We start from the raw sequence: 24,986 nt of genomic DNA on the forward strand, positions 1-24,986 counted from the left end.
ACTTGTGCCAATTGAATATTTCAGATAGACTTCCTCTTAGCTGATTAAAGTACTTTTTCATCTTTCGCAAATAATGAATATATAAGGCTTTAATCAGTCCTTTCAATATTTTTTATCGTGTACAGAGTATAAGTTTAAATAAATATTTATTTTATGTACCTTATGCTATATACTTTAGCTGATAAATGTTTTTTTAGAATCTTATAACGAATAAAGGTGAATATATGAGGCTATTATTGGCTGAAGATGATCTTAACTTAGGTGAGGGCTTACTCGAAGCGCTGCAAAAAGAAGGTCTTATTGTTAATTTGGTTTCTGATGGCGAAGCTGCACAGACTTTCGTTGAATCAGGATTGTATGATATTGTGGTTCTTGATATAGGTATGCCAATTAAAACAGGTTTGGAAGTTCTTAGGAATGTTAGGAATAAAGGTATTAAAGTGCCAATTATTCTTTTAACAGCTAGGGATGGTTTGGAGGATAGAATCAAAGGCTTAGATTTAGGCGCTGATGATTATCTTACTAAACCTTTTGAGCTTAAAGAATTGGTAGCAAGAATTAAAGCTATTTCTCGTAGAATAGACACAAGATCTGGCAAAAGCACTAAAGAAGAAATCAAGTTTGGCGACTATAGCTTTAACCCTAGCTCTGAGACAGTAACTAAAGATGGTGTTATTATTCCAGTTTCAAAAAAAGAATTAGCGCTTTTGGCTATTTTGGTGCAAAATGCTGGCCGTGTTGTACCAAAAACTCAGCTTCTGGAAGAAGTGTATTCTACTGATAAAGAAATGGACACTAATACTCTAGAAGTACACATGCACAATCTAAGAAAGAAAATAAATATTCCAAACTTTATTCAAACTATTAGAGGCGTTGGTTATTTTGTTCAAAAGGATAAAGTAGTTAAGTGATTTCATGGAACTATTGAACTATATCCTAAGCCTAGGTTTTACTTTTTGGCTACTGTTTTTAACTATTGCAAGTGGTCTAATTTATTTGATGGACCTACTTTTTTTTCAAAGGCCAAGATTAAAGCCTTATGCCAAGGAATTAAAGGGTCTATCTAAGAAACAGAAGCGTCAGTTCTATAAGGACAGTGGCCTTAAGGCTCCTTTGATAGCAGATCAAGCAAGATCCTTGTTTAGTGTATTCTTGGTGGTTTTTTTGCTTAGAACATTTCTAATAGGGAACTTTCTTATCCCTACAGCATCTATGACACCAACACTACCTGTTGGAGATTTTATATTTGTTAATAAAGCTGCTTATGGTATTCGAGCACCTTTTACTAATGAAACTCTGATAAAAACAGGTGAGCCTAAAAGAGGCGACATTTTAGTGTTTCACTTTCCAGTTAATCCAAGTGTAGATTTTGTCAAAAGAGTCGTTGGTGTACCTGGAGATGTGATTTCTTACAAGAATAAGATGTTGACGATTAATGGCAAAAAACTTGAGTACACAAATTGTGATAAAGATGCTATTAATTATTACAATCAATCATTAGCTAATGGCAGTGGTGATACAATTTGTACTGAAAATCTTGATGGTGTTAAGCATCAAGTTGATTGGATTGAATCCGTAAAAGGTACTGATTTTGAAAATCTTAAAGTACCTGCTGGACATTATTTCGTAATGGGAGATAACAGAGATAATAGTGAAGATAGTCGTTATTGGGGTTTTGTTTCTGAGAAGGATCTTGTAGGTAAAGCAAAGATTGTATGGATGAGCTGGGATAAGGTTGATAAAAAAGTTCGTTGGAGTGAAATTGGTAAGGTCTTTTAAATAAATGATTCCTGAATATTCTCGATTATATAAAATTCTTGGTTATAACTTCAAAAATTATACTCTCTTGGTCAGAGCATTAACTCATCGTAGTAAAACAAAGAAAAACTATGAAAGATTAGAGTTTTTGGGAGATTCTATTTTGGGATTTGTAATTGCCGAAGCGTTGTATTTAGAGTTTCCAGATTTAGCAGAGGGCAAGCTCTCACAAATTAGGTCTAAGCTAGTTAAAGGAGTAACTTTAGCAAATTTAGCTCTAAATTTTAAGTTGGATGAATATGTTATCTTAGGTGCTAGTGAACAAGGTGGACATAAGCGAGAAAAAATATTAGAAGATGTATTTGAAGCTATTATTGGGGCAATTTATTTAGATAGTGATTTTGCTACTGTTAAAAAGGTTATACTAAACTGGTACAAGCCAGTTATATCAACTCTTAACTTGGATGATGTAAAAGTCAAAGATGGTAAGTCTAAGTTACAAGAAATCCTATTGCAAAATGGTTTAAGTCTTCCTGAGTATAGTATTGAAACTATCGACGGTAAAGACCATGAACAAGAGTTTACAGTGAAAGCATTGTCTAATGATTTAAATATTGAAGTTAGTGCAAAAGGTACATCGCGAAAAAAAGCTGAGCAGAAAGCTGCTGAGAAGATGATACAAATACTATCACAACAAGGCTTACATGAAAAAAAATAGATTAAATCTCAATGGTGTGATTGTCATAAATAAGACTCAAGGTCTTAGTTCAAATAAAGTTTTACAGCAATTAAAGTATATATTTAATGCTCAAAAAGCAGGTCATACAGGAACCTTAGATCCTATGGCAACAGGAGTTCTGCCTATATGCTTTGGTAGAGCCACTAAAATAGCACAATACCTTTTAGACTCTGATAAGGAATATATTGCAACTATTAAGCTGGGTGTTGAAACAGATAGTGGAGATGCTGAGGGTGAAATAGTGGCAAGAAATGCTAATATTCCAGAATTGTCGGCAGAGTACCTAGAAACAGTTTTGAGAGATTTTCGGGGGAACATAGTTCAAATCCCTCCAATGTATTCAGCTTTGAAGTATAATGGACAACCTCTCTATAAGCTAGCTAGAGAGGGTAAAACCGTTGAGGTTAAGCCGCGTAATATCTGTATATATGAGTTAGAGTTACTGGAGTTTAATACAGATTCATTAGAAATAAGAGTTAAATGTTCAAAGGGCACATATATTCGTAGTCTAGCTATAGATATTGGAAAAGTTTTAGGCTGTGGTGGACATTTGTCTGCTCTGCAAAGAACCCAAAGCGGACCTTTTGGAATTGAGGCTGCTCATGACTTAGATAACTTAAAAGATTTAAGTTTTGAACAAAAACTTGCTAGTATAGCTAGTGTAGAGAGTGTATTTATTGACAAGCCAATATACTCTTTAGTAGAAGAAGAAAAAGATGATTTATACAAAAGAGGACTCTTCGCTGACAAACCTCATCTTGATGGAACGGTCAGGATATATGATGATGAGAAGTTTGTTGCTATAGCAGAGTTTGATAAAGGTAAGTTAATAAGTAAAAAATTTTTTGACCAGGATATATTCATAAGTGAGTAAATATAATATACATAATGATCCTAATAGGGATGTCGAAGCACAAAAGTACGAGAATCCAATTCCAAGTAGAGAAGTGATTCTAAAGTATATAAAAGATACTAATATTCCTGTTAGTATAGAAAACATCGCAAATGCTTTAGAAATTTTTAAAAAAAATCTTTTTGATGGTCTTGTAAATCGTTTAGGTGCAATGGTTAGGGATGGACAGTTAGAAAAAGACAAATCGTACTATAATCTACCAGAAATGACGCCAATATATATAACATCTAAAGTAACAGCTGATAGAGACTCCCGTTTAGAGTTATTTAGCCATACTTTAAATACTAAGGTTGGAATTGTATCTCATCAGACAAAAATGGTAATGGCTGGTGATGAAGTAACAGCTAAAGTTCTTGGACTTAATAAACGTGGTCGAATAGATGCAGAAATTAAAACAATAGTTTCAAGATCACAAAAAACCATCACTGGATACTACTATAAGAGTTTTGATTGTGATTTTATTAAGCCGATAAGTAAGAGTATGACAAGTGATATAGTGCTATTACCACCGAGGCAGAAAATAGAACACAATTCTCTAATTGAGGCCGAGATTGTTGTTTATCCTAGTATAAATAGTGCAGCTGTAGCTAAGTTTAAGCAAGAGGTCGAAGCAGTATCTCCAGTTAAAGAAGCAATGATGATGGCGACACAGAAGTATGACTTAATAGAACAGTGGAGCAAAAAGGCTTTGCGCTATTTAGATAATATTTCTGATGATGTGATTGTTGGTAATAGAGTTGATTTGCGTAATGAAAATTTTGTAACTATCGATGGTGAAGATGCCAAAGATTTTGATGATGCTGTTTATGCACACAAGACTAAAAGTGGTAGCTGGAAACTATATGTTGCGATTGCAGATGTGTCAAACTATGTTGAGAAAGATTCAGGCCTAGATTTGGATGCTAAGCGTCGCTCAACTTCTGTTTATTTTCCTGGATATGTTATTCCGATGTTACCAGAGAAGTTATCAAATGGATTATGTTCGTTAAAACCTAATGAGGATAGATATTCTCTAGTTTGTGAGATGAACATATCTAAAACTGGTAAGCTTTCTAGATACAAGTTCTATTCTGCAGTAATAAACTCAAAGGCGCGCTTAACTTATACAGAGGTTGCAAAACTTTTAGAGAAGAAACAAAATTCTATAGTTGATAAAACTCCTGAGTTGATACCAAATCTATTTGATTTATATGAGTTGTATAAAGTGCTACATGGAGCTAGGCAAGAGCGAGGTGCTATAGACTTTGATACCGTTGAAACACAAATAATATTAAATGAGCATAATCATATTGAGTCAATAGTACCAAGACATCGTAATGATGCGCATAGATTAATAGAAGAGTGTATGCTTGTGGCAAACGTTGCAGCAGCTAAATTCACTATTAAGCATAAAAAAACATCGCCATTTAGAGTTCATAGTGAGCCTAAAGAAGATAGGATGGAGACTCTTAAGAAGTATCTTGCTAAGCATGGTATACATCTTGCATATGGTAAAAATGGCAAAGTTACACCAAAGGCTTTGGCAGAAATGTTAGATAGCATAAAGGATCGTCCTGATTATGATGATATTCAGATGATGACTTTGCGAAGCATGAATCAAGCGGTGTATAGTATAAATAATGATGGACACTTTGGATTGGCATATAGTGAATATACTCATTTTACATCGCCAATTCGAAGATATCCTGACTTAGTAGTACACAGAATAATTAAATCAATTATTGGCGAGTATGAGCATGGTGGTGCTGATTATAAGTCTTCTGAATTAGCAAATATTTGTGAGAATGCTTCTAATCAAGAACGAAATGCAGATGGTGCATCAAAGCAAGTTGAGAACTGGTTGAAATGCTATTTCATGCAAGACTATATTGGTAATGTTTTGGAGGCTCAAGTTAAGCATGTTAATGGCTTAGGTCTATTTGCTGAGCTAAAAGATATGTATATAGAAGGCTTGATACACGTTTCTGCTATTCCAGGGGACTATTATATTTATGATGAAGCTAAAGATATATTGATTGGTAAGAGAACTCATAAAGTTTATAAGATAGGTCAAGATATTACTGTAAGAGTTGTCAGAGCAGATTTAGAAAGAATTCACATAGATTTTGAATTATATGATCCACGTAAGCCAAATTTAGATAAAAATAATGATAAGCCGTATCTCAAGAAGTCAAAAAAACCGAATAAGGCTAAGAAAAAAAGAGCTAGACGTAGAAAAAAAGCAAAAACAAAAGCAGCTCAATAAATTTATTCTATGAATATTTAATCTAAACAGTTTTCTTTGGTTCTTTAAATCCCCATACTATTCTAAATTTTCTCAATACACAAAGAATCATGTATGTAATATCAATTTGCCATGCTTTGAGATTATTTCTAACAGAGTAAGCAAATTTATGGTGATTATTATGCCAACCCTCACCAAACGTAACTAATGCTATAAACCAGTTATTGCGACTATTATCTGAAGTTTCATAATCTTTTTTGCCAAAAATATGACAGATTGAATTAACACTAAATGTAGTGTGATATAACAATACTGTACTTAAAATACCACCCCAAAATACAAATGCTAAACCTGATGTTTGTAGGTTAGGGTATAAGTGATTAATTATGCTACCGATAGCAAAGAGACCTATCAGATATAATGCAAATGAAACATGAGCATATTTATCTAACCATACTAGTTCAGGATATTCTACCCAGTCTTTGGTAAACTTAGGATCAACATGATCACTTCTAGATTCAAAAACCCAGCCAACATGTGATTGGAATATACCATTCTTAGGAGAGTGTAAATCTGTGTCTTTATCAGAATGGATATGATGATATCTATGATGACCTGACCACCAAAGCGGCCCTTTTTGAGATGCCCAAGTTCCAACTAATGCTAAAATAAATTGAAATACTCTAGAAGTCTGAAAAGCTTTGTGAGCAAAGTAACGATGGTATCCTGCTGTTAAAGCGAATGTCCGAGCTGAGAATGTAACAAGAAATACAACTAATGCAGTAATATTATAATTTACAAAAAATATTGCTAAGCAAGCAATATGCATAATAGCAAAGGCTATTATAGTGACTTTATTTGATTGAGTTTCCATGGTTTCTCCGGTTCTAAATCATCTTTTTAGCAATTTTAAAGTAAAGCTTGTAAGGTAAAGCTGCAATAAGTTTTAGAATTATAGTGAATTTTTTTGTAAAGTGAACCTCAAATTTATTTGACTCTAAACCTTTGATAATGCTAAGGGCAGCTTCTTCTGGCTGAAGTAGAGCTGGCATTTTAAAATTATTCTTGTCAGTAAGTTTAGTTTTAACAAAGCTTGGATTTATCAGACGTATATCAAGCTCAGGATTTTCTGCTTTTAGGCTCTCTACTAAATTTATAACACCAGCCTTAGTAGCAGCATAAGGTTGTGATCTAGGTAAACCGATATAGCCAGCAATACTAGCTGTAATAGCTAGCTGACATTTATGGTTTTTTTTGAGATATGGTAGCGTAAATCTTATTAGGTAAAAAACAGCAGTTAGGTTAGTTTGGATCGTTTTATTAAGATTTGAAATGGCAATGTCAGCAATTAATGAAGGCTCATAGAATGCTGGCAAATATATAATATAATCAGGATTATAGCTAAGAGCTATATCACTTCCTTTTTTGAAGCTCTCAAAATCTGCCACATCAAGATCAACAGTATGAGCAGTATTTTTTAGACTTGCAGATATGCTTTGTAGTTTGTCTAGTGAACGAGCTGATATTATAAAATTAGCTTGTATTGAATTATCAAGTTTCTTAAGTAATGCATTACCAATACCATCTGTTGCGCCAATTAACCATATAGTTTTACCTGCAAATTTTTGCATAGTTATTCTCCAGATTTTTCTTTATGCATAAATAGCGTTAATGAACCAACTGTTAGTCCAAATTTTTTGAATGTATTTTTGTTTATAAGTACACCATCGTTCATTAAGTACATCCAATCATCAAAGCTAATTTTGTATTTTTTGTCGCCAACTGGGATATTCATTTGATATTGCCAGTTCATAGCGTTGCCTTCAACATAGATTTTAGCAGTACCAATTACGTCGCCTGTTGTACCTTCGTAGTAGTTATCAGAAATTTTCTTAATCGTCCAAATACGATGATCTTTTTGGCCGTCATAGTAAACCATATGCTCGTCAAATGTGCCGACATCACCATTCCAGCTAGCAGTTCCAGAGAAGTCAAACTGCTTAGTGACTTTTCCTTTATAGTCTTGAACAATCCCTGTACCAACAATTTTACCTTGTAAATACTGTTGTAGGTCAAGCTTTGGACCGTCTCCTTTGTAACTTGATATATCAGCTGAGCATCCAAATAATCCTAATGCCATAATAATTACTCCTATTCTAGATATTAATTTTTTCATAAGCCCCTCAATTGTTTTGATAATTTTTGATATGATGAGTTATCGCTAAGCCATATTTCAAAAAAATATTTTGAAAGTTCTTTGTCTGGTATTTCACCAATTAAGCCATTGTCTGAATAGATATAACCTTTACCATCTTCATCCATATAACCGTAAAGGTTTGTACCATTTTGGACATCGGGAATTAACTGATCAAAGGTATCTCTATACTCTTTATAATTTGCCTTGACTTGTTGTGGATGTTGGTATGATATTTCTTTAACAGTATGCTTAGAGATAGTTTTCCCATCCATACTTCTAAGGTAATGAATTTTTAGTAGAAAAGGTTTATCCCAACTGAAATGTCCATTTTGAGTGTAAAGCTCTGCATCATAAACATTAAAAAACCATTTAGTGAAATGAATTTTACCAACTTGTTGGACTTGATGTGATTTTATTTGTTGTAAAGTTAACTCTTCAGCGTAAGTGAACAAAGGAAAACTAATAATGATAGCTATTAGTAGTCTTTTAAGCATGGACAATCTCCAACTGTACAACATCAATACGTCCGTGAGTAAATGCAGCACTACAAGAATTTAAGTAGAAACGCCACATTCTCTGAAAACGCTTGTCAAAACCTAGTTTTATTAACTCAGGTTCTACATTTACAAAATTCCTGTCCCATTCATCAAGAGTTTTAGCATAATCTTTTGCAAAAGATTCAGTACCTACACATTTAAGCCCAACCTTATCCAGTTCCAGATTAATTTGTCCCATAGATGGTAAGAAGCCACCGGGAAAAATAAAGGTTCTAATCATATCAGTACCTTTAGCATAATCCGCAAAAAGCGCATCATCAATGACAATGGCTTGAATAACAATCTTACCATCTTCTTTAAGCAGTGATTTAAGCTTAGAAAAATATGTGTTCCAATATTCTCTACCCACTGCTTCGATCATCTCGATTGAAACAATATAGTCATATTTGCCAGTTTGGATACGGTAATCTTCAATAACTATATCAGCTTTTTTCCCAGCTAGGCGCTTCGTAGCATAGTCATGTTGTTCTGTCGATAGTGTGATGCCTTTGAGTGTGTAGTCACCACTATTTAGGGCTGTTTCAGCAAACCCTCCCCATCCACAGCCAACTTCAATGATTGAGCCATTTTTTTTATCAAATTTATCAATTATGTTTTTGTATTTATTGATTTGTGCCTGTTCTAATGTTTCAGTTTGATTTTTGTACATCGCAGATGAATAGGTCATAGTTTTGTCTAACCACAAACTATAAAAGTCATTACCCAAGTCGTAATGATCGTAAATGTTTTTCTTACTCTGTTTGATGCTATTGCGTTTGGTAAGGTAGCCAAGTTTTTGTAATAATTTAAAAAGAAAATTTGGCTTCATGTATTGACCAAATGCTTCTTCATTAACTAAGCCTAGTAGAATCAGAGATTTAAGATCGGAGGTTTCCCAGTAGCCGTCTCTATAATCAGCAGCAAATCCAATATCTGATTTTAATTGTAAGTTTACTACTGTGCGCCAATCTTTTAGTTTTAGATCTGCTGTTGGACCTTGTTTTTCGCCTTTTGTATAAATAGTCTCGTTTTCTGGAGTTGTTAAATACAGCTCACCACACTCTAATTTGTTAAGTGATTCTAATAAATTTTTTCTAACGGTTTTTTCAAACATTTCAAAAGGCAAAGGTTAATTACTCTATACGTAAATATTAGCAAATAAATATTGAGGTAATATTGCTGGAATATTAAATTTTGTTAATAAATTCATCAGTAAGCGATATGTTTTTGACACAGATAAAATATTGTCGGGAGTTTAGTTATTTGGACTTATAATATTAGCTACACTAACTCGAATATCTTTCTGCTCAGGTTTTGGGATATATTTTATACGTTTAAATACGATTTTTAGAGCTTGCCAGTGAATCAGATAAATAACTTTAAAGGTTAAAAGTGGAGATCTAAAAAATTCTTTGACTAAGTTTGTACTTGATAAAGGTTTGATTTGACCATTAATTGCTGTGCCAAGTTGGAGCTGATTATTATCATAGTAATTGATAATAACTTGATTTTTTGCATTATTATCAAAATCAAGTGCGAAGTTGAATTTATAAAAGCCTTGTCTTGGATAAAAAGGTGATACATGAAATATTTTTTCTGCTTTGAACCATGTTTCATCTGTAATTTCGTTGCCATTGTTGTGGCAAATATAGCTATGAGTTTCTTTGAATGTGTTGTTGACTTCTGCTATCACAGTTATAAGTTTTTTTTCACTATAGCAAAGCCAAAAGCTAACGGGGTTAAATAGGTATCCTAGAACTCTAGGCATAGTCATCAATTTGATTTCATCATATTTAAGGTTGTGCTGGTCTAATAAATTAGTTGCCCATTTTAGACTACTTGAACTATCTTTTAGGCCGTGATCTTTATCATAGAAAGAATACAAGTTAGGTTTATTGATACTAAAAAAACTAGACTTACTTTGCTTAAGATTAAGCATATCCAAAATAATATAATATGATTTATATCTAAAAGAATTTTGCTTTGGATGATGCCTCTTATGAAAAACTTTTGAGCTTAAGATAAAGTTTTTTACCATGGAGTTTTGATTCCTAATTTATTCGCAACATTTACTGCACTAAGTATACCATCTTCATGGAAACCATAGCGTAGATAAGCTCCACAATAGTATGTGTTGTTAAGTCCTTGGATTTTATCAAAGTCTTTTTGAGCTTGAATGGCTTTTTTATCAAAAACAGGATGATCAAAAGTATGTTCGTTGATGATTTTTTGTGGATCAGGTTTTTGATCTGGGTTAACTGTAACAAAATAATCTATATTAGTATCTAAGGGTTGAAGATTATTCATCCAGTAGCTAAGTGAAACTACATCACGTTTGTCTTTAGTTTCAGCACTTAGATAATTCCAACTTGACCACGCAGCTTTGCGTTTTGGCATAATACTAGCATCTGTATGTAATATTACGGAGTTCGGTTGATATTTTATAGCAGATATAAGTTTTTTTTCATCACTGTCGGCATCACCTAATAGTTCGAGAACTTGATTGGAATGGCATGCAAAAATAACCTTATCATATTCTATGGTGTTATTGTTGATATCAGTTATCAAAGTTTTATGAGTTCTAGTTATATTGGTAGCTTGGGATGCAAATTTAACATTAGCGGATTTTAGTTGAGTTATGATTTTTTCAACATATACTTTACTACCGCCTTTGACTGTGTACCATTGGACTGGTTTGGTAGTTGTAAGTAGCCCATGATTATCAAAAAATCGAATAAAACTAAGGGCAGGGAAGTCATACATCTTCTCTAATGGAGTGCTCCAAATACATGCTCCCATTGCTAGTAGATAATAATCTTTGAAGCAGTTACCAACATTTATAGATTCTAGATATTCAGCAAGGCTTATGTTTTCATCAAGAGTGTTGTTTTCAATATGCTGTCTTGAGATCTTATTAAATTTTATAATATCTTTTATCATTTTATAGTAACTTGGTCTGAAAATATTAGACCATTGAGCAAATAAACTTTTGATACTGCTAGATCCATACTCAAACTTACCGTTTTTGATAGATACACCAAAAGACATATTGCTCTCAGCTACTGGCACATCTAAATGTTTGAATAATCTCGATAAGTGATAATACGTATGGTAGTTAAAGACAATAAAACCAGTATCTACAGGAGTGCTATTAACTTCTAATGTACGAGCATGACCACCGTAATAATTATTTTTTTCGTACAGAGTAATGTCATATTTTTCTTTGAGAAGATAACTGACGGCAAGTCCAGATATTCCACTTCCTATTACTGCTATTTTTTCCATATTTTAAATTGATTATAAGAATTTTAGTTAGTTACAAGAGTAATTTTTAAATTTTAAAAAGCATAGTTAAAAATTGTTAATCTAGTAAGTTATAGTAAGTTGAGGGTATCAAAATTAAGATTTAAATATCATTGGCAGCCATATATACAACTCGTTTATAATTTAAAGCAACATAATCTATACACATCTTATATTGTTCTTTATTGTTTATTATTCTATTAGCTATTGAAACTGCTTGGCTAGCAACACCTACACCATTTGGGATAAATCCGAATGGCCTAGGCGAAGCATCTATTCTTTTACTACATTTAACACTTTCATTAAATGCTTTAGTTATAAGCTCTGCAACTTGATTATTTATTTTCCATTTTTTTTGCTTGATCACCAAAAATCATTATTAAAAGTTTTCTAATCTCATCTTTCTCATTATTTGTTAAAGTAGCAACCGACATTTATACTACCCTCTTATCTTAACTTGTTTTATTAAGTTTATATAATCTTTATATTTTGGATCATAATTTATTAATACAGCAAAATCTAAGTCTTTAGAATAGACATTATTAAAAATATAATTACTATCTCTATAACCATATATTTTTACATTAAAATTATCTGACTTTATAAACTTTCCTCTAATCATTATTTTTTCAAAGTCGGTAGTAGGGTTATCAACAGAGGAGTTAAAAGAAGTATTTAAGAAGTTATATACAGAGTCTTTTGCACCAAATTTTTTAAGCTCATCTAGACTTATTGTTCCATAATAAATACTGTCTCCTTTTTTATCACTCATAACAGCCGCATAAGCACCACCATCTAAAACAACTAATCTTTGCATGTTTTTTGGTAGGGGAATATCTATTTTATTGTTTATTGATAAAATCATAGGATTACTAGCAAAACTAACAGTTGGTGACAAGACAGTAAAAAATAAAGCAATTATTTTAAATGCTTTCAATTTAAAATGACCATGTGTTGATAACTTATGAAATTAATGATACTTTATGAAGAATCTAATGTTAAGCTAATTTAACAATTCATCTTTATTTAATAGAAATGACCACTCTAGATTTACGTAATAACTATTCTATGAAAATTTGATTATTATCACAACGTAAGCTAGTCACTAATGTAATGGTAGTGAGACCTCTACAATTAAACCGTGAGGTTCGTTATTGGTGGCTGAGATATCGCCATTATGAAGGTGTATAATTTTTCTTACAAGAGAAAGTCCCAGACCATTGCCTATTTGGCTACGGCTTTTTTCTTCACGAAAGAATCTTTCAAAAATCTTATCAATATTTTTTTCATTTACACCAATCCCTTGATCGGTAAATGTGATGTTATATTTTGAGTTTTGAATTTTTGTCGAAATCGTTATTTCAGTATTATCTTTTGAGTATTTATAGCTGTTGTCTAGGATATTTGTAATACTTTGGAAAATAAGATTTTTATCAATGTTTAAATTCTTTGGAATAATAGAAACATTTAGTTTGATATTTTTTTGTTCAAACATTGGTTCATAAAGTTCAATAGCATCATCGATAATTTTTTTTACATCAGAATTTTTTTTGAGTAAATTTTCACGACCATGTTCAAGCCGATTAAGTCTTAGGATACTATTAAAGATATCAAGTAATTGATTACACTCTGCCAATGCCTCAGCTGTGTCATCATTTGGGCAAGTTTGCTCAAGGCTTTCAAGCTTGTTTTTTAAACGACTTAGAGGAGTCTTTAGATCGTGAGCAATATTATTTGAAACGCTTTTGATATCTACCAAAAGCTCATCGATATTAGCAAGCAGGATATTGAGTATATTAGCTAAATTACTAAGATCATCCCAGCTTGTATCAGATTTGATTCTTTGGCTAAAGTCGCGAGTGTTAACAATAGAGGCAGCAGAGCTAGCTATAAAATTGATTTTCTTGACAACAAAAACACTGATCAAATAACTGATGATGACAACGCTTGCTGTACAGAAGATACCAATACTTAGGGGGATTATATGCTCAGTAACTCTATTACCAAGCGCGGAGAAAATTATATAAATCCAAGATGCTATACTCAAACCTAAAAGTATTGTAAAAAGCACTGCCATTTTAAAGCTTGAGCTAATTATATACCTACGTTGAATAGTGTCGTTGAATTTACTCTTGGATGACATATCCAAAGCCTCGTATAGTTTTTATAGGATCTGGTAGACCATTCTCAGTGAGCTTGTTGCGCAGGCGAGAGATATGTACTTCAACTACATTTGTCTGAGGGTCAAAGTCATAATCCCATACCTCTTTAAGTATCATCGTCTTGCTAACCACCTCATTTTTATGTTTAAGAAGTAGATGTAAAACTTTGTATTCTCTTTGTTGTAATAATATTAATTCATCATTGCGACGTACTTCATGAGCGAGTTCATCAAGAACTATATCTCCGCAGGTCAGTTTATGAGACTGTGCATCAGCAATTTGTTTAGTTCTTCTGTATAGAATATTAACACGAACCATTAACTCATCTATTGAAAACGGCTTAGTTAAATAATCATCACTACCTGATGTAAGACCTTGAATTTTATTCTCAGTGCTATCAAGTGCACTTAGAATAATCACAGGAATTGTTACATTTTGTTTACGTAAAATTTTTAGCAAAGATATTCCGTCTAAATACGGCATCATCCAATCTATAACAACCACATCATAATTATTGGTATTGATTAGGAATAGTGCTTCTTTGCCATCGTGAGCTAATGTTGTTTCAATACCATTTTCTTCAAATTTGGTTTTTATAAACTGAGCAATTTTTTTATCATCGTCAGCAACTAAAACTTTTGGTTTATCAGTCATTGAGTCTATATACATATTCAATTCACATACTATAATTATAGCTTATTAATAGTCATGTAACTTGAAAAAAATAGCTATAAAACTTATTTATAATTTTAGACTATTTGTGTATAAAATATTTACATCAAAAAGATGGAGGTTGAAATGAAGAAAATTCTAGCAACAATATTCGGTTTAATGGTTGTGTCAGGAGTGTATGCTGAGAGTTATCAGATGTATGCAAAACCAGATGAAAAATCGAAAAAAATTATGACAGTTGATGATCAAAATCCTCAATTTAGAGCTATTTTTTCAAAGGGTAAATGGATTGAGATAGTTGATCAAAAAGATGGTGCTGTTGGTTGGGTAAAACAAAAACCTCAAAGCAGTGCGCAAGTATCTAATGATAAGCCTATAGAAAAGATGATGGCAGATTTTCAAAAGCAACAGCAGATGATAGATGAAAACTTCAACAGAACAATAGCAAACATTGATCAGAATATTGCCCAAATACAAGCTGAATCTAAAACATCAAAAGTTACTAAAAAGCCAGATGTGTATAAAGAGTTTAGTTCTATAACGATTAACTCAGATGGTAAAACTGCTAAAATTGTCAAAAAAACAGAAGATAGCACTGGAAAAGTCGAAACAGTAGAGAAGGAAGTACCGGCTGATCAGCTAAATACTATTAAAATCTAGCGTTAGATTTAATTTTACTATTGATGATGTTTGCAAATAATAAATCCTTATTTAATATCTTTTGTTTCTAAAGTGTGTTCAATAAGTTAAAATTACTGTGTAAATGCCACACCAATGGGGAGTACGTTATGTATGAAGAAGAGTTCTTATCAGAAAAATTACAGCATTTTACATTAGTAGACATTGCTCTTGTTAAAATAGTCTACTTCTTGGTGGGCTTGCTTGTAGCTACAAATTATCTAGTTCTAACTGAAGTGAGTTGGATTTTTTATTTATTAATGTTTTTAACGGCAGTATTTCCAATAGTGATTCATCTATTTTCATTTGAGGGATCATATATTGAGAAAGCTAGAATGTATCTAAAGACAAATAAGCCATCATACCAAGTTCTTCTGTTTTTTAGCCAGTTCTTCTTTGGATGTATGGTAGTCGTACTTGTTCCGGTATTAATATTAGTTCCTTGGTATGTTTATTGTATCTTGATAGTTATTCTTGCTATTAAGCCAATGCGTTCAAATATGTTTTGGTAGAGTGAGGTTGGCAAATTGAAAAAAAGCACACATGATGGCCAAAAGGTTTACTCAAAACTGGTTTTAAAGGTTTATAACTTTTGGGTTTTGTTTTTTAATAATACTTTTTTATGGAAATGTAAGACTTCCAAGTTGCTTAAATTATACAAAACCAATGTCTCTAAAAATCATTTAGATATAGGTGTGGGCTCTGGATACTATTTAAAAAAAGTTAATAACCAGCTCCAACAAGTAACACTTATGGATTTAAACCCAACATGTTTGGATTATGTAGCAAAGGCTTTGCCAGCTAAAAGTGTTTTGACTTATAAGGTAGATATTCTTGAAGCTATTCCTGAGAAATTTCATTCCAAATTTGACTCTATATCATTTAACTATCTAATTCATTGTTTACCTGATAATGGTAATAAACAAGTTGTTTTTGAGAATGTTGCAAAGATGCTTAAATCTGAAGGTGTAGCATTTGGATCAACTATCATTAATGACTATAGCTCAAATCTTGCGATTAAGGTGGCTAATAAATTTAATGACAAAGGAATATTCGATAATAAAAATGATACTTATGAATCGATAGAAAAATATATAAAGAGTAATTTTGCTGAATATACTATAAAGCAGATAGGCTCAGTTTGTGTATATATTATGTCTAAACCTCTTAGATGATCTTTACTATTTATAATCAATAACATTCTTAATTATTTTTGTTATAATCGCTATATAGACAAATTATTCTGTTCACAAAAATAATGAAGAAAAAGCTTTTATTTGTAACTTTATCGGTAAGCTTAATTTTGTTGGGCTCATGTAGTAAAACAACTGTTGCTTATGAGGATCCAAATGGTGTAGATACAACATCTATTAATTTTAGTTCTACTGATTTGCAAGCTATTACAAACAAGATGACTGAAGATATGTTGAATTCACGAGCAGTTAAGAGAATTACTGCTATGGATACACCAACATTATTCTTTAGTAATATTCGTAATGAAACTAGAGAGCATATCAATACGACAATGTTATCAAATACAGTACAGACACAGATTATCAAATCTGGATTGTTCCAAGTTACTGATATGTCTCAAATCAAAAATGTACGTGAGCAGCTTGGATATCAAGCTAATAGTGGTATGGTTGATCAAAGTACAGCTACTAAAATTGGTCAGCATATTGGTGCTAGGTATATGGTTTATGGCTCTATTCAAGATATTGATAATACTAACGTTGATGGAGATAAGAGATCTAAGTTCTTCTTGGCAACATTGAAGATGATGGATCTAAAAACAGGTCTTGTTGTATGGCAAGATGATAAGCAAATTCGTAAATCACAGACTAAATCAACATTTGGCTGGTAGTTAGATTTCGAAATGGTTATTTCAGAATAGTTCTGAAATTTCTTAAAACATAGGAGATAAAATACTATGAAAAAGAAAATATTAAGTTCATTAATTGTTTCATCATTATTAGTAAGTCCTTTAGTTGCTGCAGAAACAACTGTAGATACTAAATCTACAGCTGAGCAGTCGCAATCTGTTAATATGGGTTCAGATGTGTCTAATCTTAATAGTGCTATCTCATCAGATTCAAAAGCAGTTGCAACAACTGCAGAAGATAAGAGATCAGCAGAAGAAATATTAAGTGATGTAATGGAGGGTTATATCGATCAGAATAATCTTAGAGATAAATATGATTATGTTGGTTCTGCTATAGGTACAGCCTCTGTTAATCAAACAAATTCAAATTATGTCGACAGTGCTCAGTTGGCATTTGAGAAAGCTCTAATAAAAGCACAGGCAGAATACATATCATTTATATCAGCTAATACAAAAGTTGATAAGAGTCTAAGCATAGATAGTACACAAGGTTCTAATGTAAATGACATTAATACAGATTCTGATAAGCCCAAAGAGGGTACTCAAGCTGCGATTGATGCTAAGCAACAAGCATTAGAAGAAGCAAAGCTAGATAAACAATTAAAAGATCAAGGTTTAAATCCAGATGATTTTGCAACACCAGATGAGAAGAGAAAAGCTCTTTTAAGCCAGCAAATGACAGTCAAAAGCTTAACTACAGGATTTGGTAACTTATCAGGTCTACTACCAATTAAGACTTTTGTTGTAGAAAAAAATGGTAATGCTGCTATTGGTGTAGTGGTTATTTATTCAGACAAGATTAAAGGGATGTTTGAGGATATCAAACATGGTAATGAACCTGTAATCGTTGGTAAAGGCGGACAATCTCCTTCTGACTTATATAAGGATAAGTCAGGTGAGGATATGATGGGTGATTATGGTATTCGTGTTGGTTTTGGAGAAGATAATAAACCATATATCTTATCATATGGTCAAGGCTCGTACACAGGTCCAAAGCTTCAAGGAGTTTCGGCTGGAGATTATGGTTATAAGCAAGCTGAGATTATGGCAAGAGCAAATTTAGTTACACTAATAGCTGGGCAAATGTCAACTAAAGAAGCTTTGACTATGTCTGAGGATATCTCTAGCACTCTTGCTAAAAATACTAAGACGCAGCAAACACGCAGAATAGATGCGACTAATATTGAAAAGACACTATCTACATATTACAAAACAAAAGCAAACCTGGATATTATTGGTCTTAAAACTGTTAAGAGATGGCGTTATAAGTTACCAAGTACAGAGAATACTGTATATGGTGTTGTATTAAAGTGGGATCCTAAGCAAGTAGCTACAGCAAATAAGATCAAAAACTTTAACTATGATGAGTATCGTAAACAAAATGCTAAAAGTACAGAAAGTGGAGAAACTTCATTAAATGGTAAAGTAATTATTAGACAAAGTGATGATAATAAATATTTAAACCAGTTCTAGGGTAATATGATGCAAAAAATATTGATTTTTTTTTCTTTCTTACTGATTTCTATAGTTACTAATAATGCTTTTGCTGTAGATTCTGCTACAAATATTGTGTCTGATAGCTCAGCTAGTTTGTCAAATAACTCATTAGATACTAATTCTGGAAGTACGCTTAAATATAAAGGCGTAGATGAGCGTAATAATCTTAAAATGTTCACAGTTGCTATATTACCTTTTGATACGAAAGGAGCAACTAATGAAAGTATTTACAGTGAGAAAGAGCTTCAAAAAGGACTTAATCAGAATATCATAGCTAAAATAACTCAATCACGTAAGTTTAGAGTATCAAATAGAGATGCTAAAGATGAGAAAGCTTATGAAGAGGAAATTAGACGTATAATAAATTCCAATGATACCAGTGAGAAAGATAAACTAAATCAAAGAATAGGCGCTGATTTTATACTAACTGGTGATATCCTGGGATTAAACATTAGTAAGAAAAAGAGTTCGTATTATGGAGAAGACTTTACAACATTGAATGTCTCAGCTAGTGTAGCTTATCGGATGATTGAGCTGGCTACGATGGAGGTTAAATGGTCGAATGTAGTTAGATTGCAAGTACCAGCAAATATCGCTAACGAGTATGCTAACTATGATAATGGTGATCACTCACAGATATTAAGCTATGTAGCTGAGCAAATCGGTCAAACAATATCTGAACAAATTGTTGGGGCTATATACCCTCTTCAAGTGTTAAAAGTAGATGATGGTGAAATTTACTTCAACCGTGGTGGTAATGGAGTCGTTAAGGCTAGTACTTATGAGATTCGCCAAGAAGGGGGTACTAGTGTTGATCCGGCAACAGGACAGCATATTGTCTTAGATAGTAAAGTTTTAGCAAAAGTACGAATTACAGATGTGATGCCTAAGTATTCTGTAGGTATTGTAATTGATGGTAGCTTATCTAAAGTACATCCAGGTTTACGTGCTTACCTATCCAAGTAGTATGAAAGTTAAAGTCTGTTTGTTATCTATTGTATGCTTAATAATTTCTAGCTGTGCGACATTCAGTGGTAGCCATCCTGATAAGGTAGAAACTGCCAAAGATGCTATTGAAACATGCAGATACAAGCCTATTGAAACTAAATTTGACAATGCTTTTAGTGGTGATGGTGTTAATGCTTCTATCGGTTTCTTAGAAACAGGACGTTTTGATCAGCTACTTGGTAAAACTGAACTATCACAAGCTAAATATACCAAGGCAACGGATTATGTTGCAAAGTCAGAAGCAGAAGCAAAAATAAGAGTTAGGAATATACTTAAAAATACTCAAGCTACTCTTTTAAGTGATAAAGAGAGATATTACTATATATCTGATTATGAAATTACTTTTTTATATGCTTATCAAGCACTAAACTACTTAAAACAGCATGACTTAGAAAATGCTGCTGTCAGTATTCGTAACTTATCATATGCACAATATGCCACTTATGAAGCAAAAGATTTAGCTGCTCAGACAAATAAAACCAGGTATGAAGAATTTAATCATGTTAATTCTAGACAGGTTTCATCAAATATATCTAGTTCAAAACAATATAGACAGCTAGTGAGTATAGCTGATAGAGTAAAAAACTCTTATGAAAATGCTTTTGGATATTATCTAGAGGCTTTGATATATCAGTCATACGATACCGATCTAAATAATGCTAACTTATCAATGAGTAATGCTCTAAGGGTTGTTCCAAATAATCCATATGTTAGAGAAGACTATGACGAAATTAAGAACGCTTTTGACACTGGTCATAATATCTATCCACAAGGGCAAGGTAAACTTGTTGTAATATATGAGAGTGGTTGGGTAGAGCCTATTAAAAAATTTGATATACCAATCGCGATATTTTTCCAACAAGCTGGAGTTCAAAAAATTTCGTTACCATACTATGGCTCTTATAGGCTGGCATCTAATGCTGATGTACAAATCTTAAAAGATAATAAGATTATTGATAAAGGCAAAACTGCATTATTGGTTGATACAACTGCAATGGCAGCTAAGTCATTATCAGATCAATATCCTGCGATTGTAACTAGAGAGGTTTTGCGTCTGGTTACAAAAACAGCTATTTCTGTGGCGGCTATTAGATCATCAGGTGACTATGCAGCATTGGCAGCAATTGGAACTTCGATGTATAATATGGCGACAACCCAAGCAGATCTCAGAAGTTGGAATCTTTTGCCCAAAAATGTTGATTTATTTTCTAAGGATTTAAGTCAAGGTGAATATACGCTCAAAATTAATAATAAAGATACAACTGTAACTATTATGCCTCAAAAAATAACTTTGGTATGGTTAACTAGTGAAGGTTGCTATCAAAGGATATTATTAAACGAAATTTTATAACATTGATTGTAAATAAGTTTTGAAAATTAATCTTTTAAAAATGCTCAAAAGTATTTTTTAGTTGTAATAATACATTCTGTCGAGAAATAAATAATTGCATAAGTTTCTATTGATTAATCCTATTCTTGAGAATATATTTAAAAGGTTAAATTTTTTTTAAATAAAGCTATTTAATAGTAAATTGGAGAAGATATGAGAATCTTATCAGTTCAAGATATGGCAAAAATAGTGCAGAAGCACGGCTTTGATAATTTTATTAAAGACCTAGTTGAATATACAAAACAAGACTTTATAAGATGGCAAGAGTTTGATAAATCACCAAGATATGCAGCTCATGTTCCGGGAGGTGTTCTGGAACTTATGCCAACTGCTGATAATAAACTATTTACATATAAATGTGTAAATGGGCATCCTGCAAATCCGTTTGAAGGTAAGCAGACAGTAGTAGCTACAGGTCAATTAAATGAGATTAAACATGGTTATCCATTACTTATATCTGAAATGACTGTTCTTACTGCTCTAAGAACTGCTGCTGCGACTGTCTTGGCAACAGATTATTTAGCACGTAAAGATAGTAAGACTATGACGTTAATAGGTACAGGTGCTCAAAGTGAATTTCAAACTTTAGCTCATAAGTTAATCAGACCTATTAAAACAGTAAGATATTTTGACACAGATCCAGAAGCGATGAAAAAATATGCTAACAATATGAAAGATGTTGATCTTGAATTTATCGCTTGTGATAGTGCTAAAGATGCTTGTGAAGGTGCAGATATAATTGTTGTATGTACGGCTTGTAAACTTCATGCAATTGTGATTGAAAATGATTGGGTTAAAGAAGGTGTACATATAAGTGGTTTAGGTGGGGATTGTCCTGGTAAGACTGAGCTTGATATGGATATTCTTTTTAGAGGTAAAGTAGTTGTTGAATACAAAGAACAATCAATGATTGAGGGAGAAATCCAGAATTTATCACCACAAGAAGTTGAACAGGTTTTACATGCTGAAGTATGGGAAATTTTAACTGGTAAGAAAAAAGGTCGTGAAAATGATAAAGAAATTACCATCTATGATTCAGTAGGTTTTGCTGTTGAGGATTTCTCAGCACTTCGTCTTACCTTAGATTTAGCTGAGAAGTATGATATTGGTAGCCAAATGGATATGGTACCGCCAATTAAAGATCCTAAAAATTTATTTTCAGTATTATAGTATTGGAGCAATAAGATGAAAAAAGTAGAAGCTGTAGGAATAGCTATTGGTAATGCTGGTAGAGAAATTGGTTGTGGAAGAGCACCATACGCTTTGTTGAATGAACTAAGAGATAGACGTATAGATGCCCAAATTATCAACTACATTGGTGGAAGAGCTGAAGTACCAACTATGGGTAAGTATTTTACTAAGGTTGCTCAGGCGGTATCTGAGATTCTTAAAGATGGTAAGTTTCCTTTGGCTCTTGGAGGAGACCACTCATGTGCAATAGGTACATGGAGTGGGGTTTATGACTACCTTAAAGATCAGAAAAAAGAACTTGGTTTGATTTGGATTGATGCGCATATGGATAGCCATAGACCAGAAACTTCTGAGACTGGTAATATACATGGTATGCCTGTAGCACATCTTTTAGGATATGGGCATGAGGAATTAACAAAAGTACTAAATGATAATCCAAAGTTAAAGCCTGAGAATATTGTTTTCTTTGGAATTCGTTCTTATGAAAAGCCAGAAAGAGACTTTTTGGAAAAATTAGGAGTTAAGGTTTATTATCAAAGTGATTTAACCGATAGAAACTTTGAAGAGTTATTTTCACAAGAATTTGAACGTCTTGAGAAGGTTACAGAGGGTAATGTCGGGATTAGTTTTGATTTAGATGGTTTAGATCCTACTAATCTTGATGCTGTAGGAACTCCAGTTGAAAATGGTATTGACCCTCAGGTTTTTTACAAGACTATTGAAAAAATTAATTTTAATAGTTTAGTATGTTTTGAAGTGGCAGAATATAATCCTCTGATTGATAAAACAGAAATCTCTCTTAAATATATGTCAAAACTAATAAGATTAGTTGAAGGCAGTATAAAAAATCTAACTCAAAAATAGTTTATCTTTACAACATTTGATAACATTATCTTACAAGTTTCTCTTTATATATATCTGATGCATAGAAACAACCTTTTATTAATGACTGATAGTTATAAACATTCGCATCCTTATCAATATCCTAATGATGCTAACTATCTTCATTTTTATTTAGAAAGTCGTGGTACTGTAAATAGTGATTTAGGGGCGCATACTAGATTTTTTGGCTTACAGTATTACATCAAGAAATACTTATCTCAGCCAATTACACCAAAAATGATAGATGAAGCTGAAGAAATTCTAAAAGCTCATGGTTTGGTATTTTATCGAGAAGGCTTTGAGAAAGTCCTAAAAAAATATAATGGTTATTTACCAGTTAGGATTCGTGCTGTTAGAGAAGGAAGTTTAGTACCTTTACATAATGTATTGATGACTATAGAAAGTACTGATCCAGAGTTATTTTGGTTGCCTGGATTGCTAGAGACACTACTTTTAAAAGTGTGGTATCCAACAACAGTTGCAACAATCAGTTTTAATATCAAAAAACTAATCAAAGAGTATCTTCTAGAAACCGCAGATAATCTTGATAAGCTAGAATTTATGCTTCATGATTTTGGCTATAGAGGTGTTTCATCAGAAGAGTCAGCAGGGATTGGTGGAGCGGCACATCTGACTAATTTTCTAGGAACAGACACTTTGGCAGCATTACAAGTTTGTAAAGAGTATTATCATGAAAATATAGCAGGTTATTCGATTCCTGCAAGTGAGCACTCAACAATGACTAGCTGGGGTATTGGTTCTGAGTGTGAGCGCCAAGCCTTTGAAAATATGGTTGAGCAATTTGGAGATAACAGTGTTTTCTATGCTTGTGTTTCTGATAGTTGGGATTTTAAACAAGCAATACAAACTTGGATTGATTTAAAAGATAAGGTCAAAGCTAAAAAAGCAAACTTGGTAATTAGACCAGATTCGGGAGATGCTATAGATAATATTTTATATGCGCTTACTGAATTAGAAAAAGCTTATGGTAGTAATGTAAATGCTAAGGGATATAAGGTTCTACAAAAGGTAGCCTTGATACAAGGTGATGGAGTGAGTCTTAGTTTAGCAAAGAGCATACTATCAGCGATGAAAAAAAATGGGTTTTCTGCTGAGAATATAGCTTTTGGTATGGGTGGAGCATTGCTACAAGGAAATCATGAATCATCTATAAATAGAGATAGTTTCAAGTTTGCTATTAAATGCTCAGCAATCAAACGAGGGGATTCTTTAATTGGAGTTAAAAAAGAGCCTATCACAGATCCTACAAAGAAATCTAAACAAGGACGTCTAGATTTGATTAAAGATGCTAAAGGTAGTTATCAGACAATAGTTCTAGATGATCAGTATGCAATAGGAGAGTATCATAGCGACTCAATTCTTGAGACTTATTATGAGAATGGACAAATTAAATTTGAACAATCCTTGTCAGATGTGAGAAAATATACTTAAGTTAGGTATAAATGTAATTTATTTGTATCTATTGCTGTATCTGTATGCAGTTAATTTAATTAATCAATAAAGATAAGGAGTATCTACAATGTTAGAACATCATCCATTAGTTAAAGAATTCCCTGAGTTAAGAGATCAACTTCATAATATTAAAGAAGATCATCATATTAGTAATCAAATGAAAAAGTATGAAGATCTAGATAAGAAAATATATAACCTTGAAAGTTCTGGTATGTTTGAAGATATGCAATTAGAAGAGCTAAAAAAACAAAGACTAGAAATCAAAGATACTATCTACAAAGCCCTAAAAAGCTAATCATTGAATAATTTCTATATGAGATTTGATTCTTAAATAAATTACTTTTTTCTATAATTTCCTCTGTACACGATAAAAAATATTGAAAGGACTGATTAAAGCCTTATATATTCATTATTTGCGAAAGATGAAAAAGTACTTTAATCAGCTAAGAGGAAGTCTATCTGAAATATTCAATTGGCACAA

At 32.5% G+C, this 24,986-nt stretch carries 27 protein-coding genes; 16 read left to right on the forward strand and 11 right to left on the reverse strand.

Going from position 1 to position 24,986, the window contains the following annotated elements:
- Positions 1-224: 224 nt before the first annotated feature.
- Genes qseB through rnr form a run of 5 tightly spaced genes read left to right on the forward strand, consistent with a single transcriptional unit; the run spans position 225 to position 5,655 of the window.
- Entirely contained in the window at positions 225-911 is a 687-nt protein-coding gene (gene qseB, locus F3D57_RS08825; protein ID WP_146420757.1) for a response regulator QseB, read from the forward strand.
- 4 nt (positions 912-915) lie between these two features.
- Positions 916-1,779: a signal peptidase I gene (gene lepB / locus F3D57_RS08830; RefSeq protein WP_013922572.1), complete on the forward strand. Its 864-nt coding sequence runs from the start codon at positions 916-918 to the stop codon at positions 1,777-1,779.
- 4 nt (positions 1,780-1,783) lie between these two features.
- The gene (gene rnc / locus F3D57_RS08835) at positions 1,784-2,476 is read left to right on the forward strand and encodes a ribonuclease III (protein WP_149368674.1); all 693 of its coding nucleotides are present in this window, start codon (positions 1,784-1,786) and stop codon (positions 2,474-2,476) included.
- Positions 2,463-3,371 carry a tRNA pseudouridine(55) synthase TruB gene (gene truB / locus F3D57_RS08840; RefSeq protein WP_146420755.1) on the forward strand — a complete coding sequence of 303 codons (909 nt, stop codon included), beginning with the start codon at positions 2,463-2,465 and terminating at the stop codon, positions 3,369-3,371. Before rnc ends, truB begins: the two co-directional genes overlap by 14 nt.
- Positions 3,364-5,655, forward strand: a complete 2,292-nt coding sequence (rnr, locus tag F3D57_RS08845) for a ribonuclease R (protein WP_150465974.1) — start codon at positions 3,364-3,366, stop codon at positions 5,653-5,655. Before truB ends, rnr begins: the two co-directional genes overlap by 8 nt.
- Positions 5,656-5,677: 22 nt before the next feature.
- On the opposite strand, the gene F3D57_RS08850 is transcribed toward rnr, so the two are convergent.
- The 11 genes from F3D57_RS08850 to F3D57_RS08900 all read right to left on the reverse strand — a co-directional run bounded on the left by F3D57_RS08850 (position 5,678) and on the right by F3D57_RS08900 (position 14,486).
- Positions 5,678-6,508, reverse strand: coding sequence for an acyl-CoA desaturase (locus tag F3D57_RS08850; RefSeq protein ID WP_149368671.1), 831 nt, complete (start codon positions 6,506-6,508; stop codon positions 5,678-5,680).
- 13 nt (positions 6,509-6,521) lie between these two features.
- Complete coding sequence (locus F3D57_RS08855) at positions 6,522-7,265, reverse strand: SDR family NAD(P)-dependent oxidoreductase (RefSeq protein ID WP_150465975.1); 744 nt, start codon at positions 7,263-7,265, stop codon at positions 6,522-6,524.
- Positions 7,266-7,267: 2 nt separating this feature from the next.
- Positions 7,268-7,810: a DUF3833 domain-containing protein gene (locus F3D57_RS08860; protein WP_150465976.1), complete on the reverse strand. Its 543-nt coding sequence runs from the start codon at positions 7,808-7,810 to the stop codon at positions 7,268-7,270.
- Positions 7,807-8,325, reverse strand: a complete 519-nt coding sequence (locus tag F3D57_RS08865) for a chalcone isomerase family protein (protein WP_150465977.1) — start codon at positions 8,323-8,325, stop codon at positions 7,807-7,809. The genes F3D57_RS08860 and F3D57_RS08865 overlap by 4 nt, the downstream gene beginning before the upstream one ends.
- Positions 8,318-9,481 carry an SAM-dependent methyltransferase gene (locus F3D57_RS08870; RefSeq protein WP_004287241.1) on the reverse strand — a complete coding sequence of 388 codons (1,164 nt, stop codon included), beginning with the start codon at positions 9,479-9,481 and terminating at the stop codon, positions 8,318-8,320. Before F3D57_RS08870 ends, F3D57_RS08865 begins: the two co-directional genes overlap by 8 nt.
- Before the next feature lie 141 nt (positions 9,482-9,622).
- Positions 9,623-10,405: a DUF1365 domain-containing protein gene (locus tag F3D57_RS08875; protein ID WP_150465978.1), complete on the reverse strand. Its 783-nt coding sequence runs from the start codon at positions 10,403-10,405 to the stop codon at positions 9,623-9,625.
- Positions 10,399-11,652: an NAD(P)/FAD-dependent oxidoreductase gene (locus F3D57_RS08880; protein WP_150465979.1), complete on the reverse strand. Its 1,254-nt coding sequence runs from the start codon at positions 11,650-11,652 to the stop codon at positions 10,399-10,401. The genes F3D57_RS08875 and F3D57_RS08880 overlap by 7 nt, the downstream gene beginning before the upstream one ends.
- Positions 11,653-11,773: 121 nt before the next feature.
- Entirely contained in the window at positions 11,774-12,037 is a 264-nt protein-coding gene (locus tag F3D57_RS08885; RefSeq protein ID WP_150465980.1) for a hypothetical protein, read from the reverse strand.
- A gap of 72 nt (positions 12,038-12,109) precedes the next feature.
- Positions 12,110-12,607: a hypothetical protein gene (locus F3D57_RS08890; protein ID WP_150465981.1), complete on the reverse strand. Its 498-nt coding sequence runs from the start codon at positions 12,605-12,607 to the stop codon at positions 12,110-12,112.
- Between the two features lie 168 nt (positions 12,608-12,775).
- Positions 12,776-13,813: a sensor histidine kinase gene (locus F3D57_RS08895; RefSeq protein WP_150465982.1), complete on the reverse strand. Its 1,038-nt coding sequence runs from the start codon at positions 13,811-13,813 to the stop codon at positions 12,776-12,778.
- Complete coding sequence (locus F3D57_RS08900; RefSeq protein ID WP_146420969.1) at positions 13,797-14,486, reverse strand: response regulator transcription factor; 690 nt, start codon at positions 14,484-14,486, stop codon at positions 13,797-13,799. Before F3D57_RS08900 ends, F3D57_RS08895 begins: the two co-directional genes overlap by 17 nt.
- Before the next feature lie 144 nt (positions 14,487-14,630).
- Between F3D57_RS08900 and F3D57_RS08905 the strand changes: the two genes are divergently transcribed.
- The 11 genes from F3D57_RS08905 (at position 14,631) to F3D57_RS08955 (ending at position 24,800) form a co-directional block, all read left to right on the forward strand.
- Positions 14,631-15,164: a hypothetical protein gene (locus tag F3D57_RS08905; protein ID WP_150465983.1), complete on the forward strand. Its 534-nt coding sequence runs from the start codon at positions 14,631-14,633 to the stop codon at positions 15,162-15,164.
- A gap of 128 nt (positions 15,165-15,292) precedes the next feature.
- The gene (locus tag F3D57_RS08910; protein ID WP_013922586.1) at positions 15,293-15,694 is read left to right on the forward strand and encodes a hypothetical protein; all 402 of its coding nucleotides are present in this window, start codon (positions 15,293-15,295) and stop codon (positions 15,692-15,694) included.
- 15 nt (positions 15,695-15,709) lie between these two features.
- Positions 15,710-16,357 (forward strand): class I SAM-dependent methyltransferase, encoded by a 648-nt coding sequence (locus tag F3D57_RS08915; protein ID WP_150465984.1) that lies wholly within the window; start codon positions 15,710-15,712, stop codon positions 16,355-16,357.
- Between the two features lie 83 nt (positions 16,358-16,440).
- On the forward strand, positions 16,441-17,046 hold the full coding sequence (gene lpoB / locus F3D57_RS08920; protein WP_150465985.1) for a penicillin-binding protein activator LpoB: 606 nt from the start codon (positions 16,441-16,443) through the stop codon (positions 17,044-17,046).
- Between the two features lie 66 nt (positions 17,047-17,112).
- Positions 17,113-18,537, forward strand: coding sequence for a DUF6844 domain-containing protein (locus F3D57_RS08925; protein WP_150465986.1), 1,425 nt, complete (start codon positions 17,113-17,115; stop codon positions 18,535-18,537).
- A gap of 9 nt (positions 18,538-18,546) precedes the next feature.
- Complete coding sequence (locus F3D57_RS08930) at positions 18,547-19,527, forward strand: CsgG/HfaB family protein (protein ID WP_411961506.1); 981 nt, start codon at positions 18,547-18,549, stop codon at positions 19,525-19,527.
- A gap of 1 nt (position 19,528) precedes the next feature.
- Positions 19,529-20,920: a COG3014 family protein gene (locus tag F3D57_RS08935; RefSeq protein WP_150465988.1), complete on the forward strand. Its 1,392-nt coding sequence runs from the start codon at positions 19,529-19,531 to the stop codon at positions 20,918-20,920.
- Between the two features lie 192 nt (positions 20,921-21,112).
- Positions 21,113-22,129 carry an ornithine cyclodeaminase gene (locus F3D57_RS08940; RefSeq protein ID WP_150465989.1) on the forward strand — a complete coding sequence of 339 codons (1,017 nt, stop codon included), beginning with the start codon at positions 21,113-21,115 and terminating at the stop codon, positions 22,127-22,129.
- A gap of 15 nt (positions 22,130-22,144) precedes the next feature.
- Positions 22,145-23,014 (forward strand): arginase, encoded by an 870-nt coding sequence (locus tag F3D57_RS08945; RefSeq protein ID WP_150465990.1) that lies wholly within the window; start codon positions 22,145-22,147, stop codon positions 23,012-23,014.
- 57 nt (positions 23,015-23,071) lie between these two features.
- Complete coding sequence (locus F3D57_RS08950) at positions 23,072-24,484, forward strand: nicotinate phosphoribosyltransferase (RefSeq protein WP_150465991.1); 1,413 nt, start codon at positions 23,072-23,074, stop codon at positions 24,482-24,484.
- Between the two features lie 88 nt (positions 24,485-24,572).
- Positions 24,573-24,800: a YdcH family protein gene (locus F3D57_RS08955; protein ID WP_013922595.1), complete on the forward strand. Its 228-nt coding sequence runs from the start codon at positions 24,573-24,575 to the stop codon at positions 24,798-24,800.
- Positions 24,801-24,986: the final 186 nt, after the last annotated feature.

Source organism: Francisella sp. SYW-2 (genome assembly GCF_008711475.1).
In the GTDB taxonomy this organism is placed as follows: Bacteria; Pseudomonadota; Gammaproteobacteria; order Francisellales; family Francisellaceae; genus Francisella; species Francisella salimarina.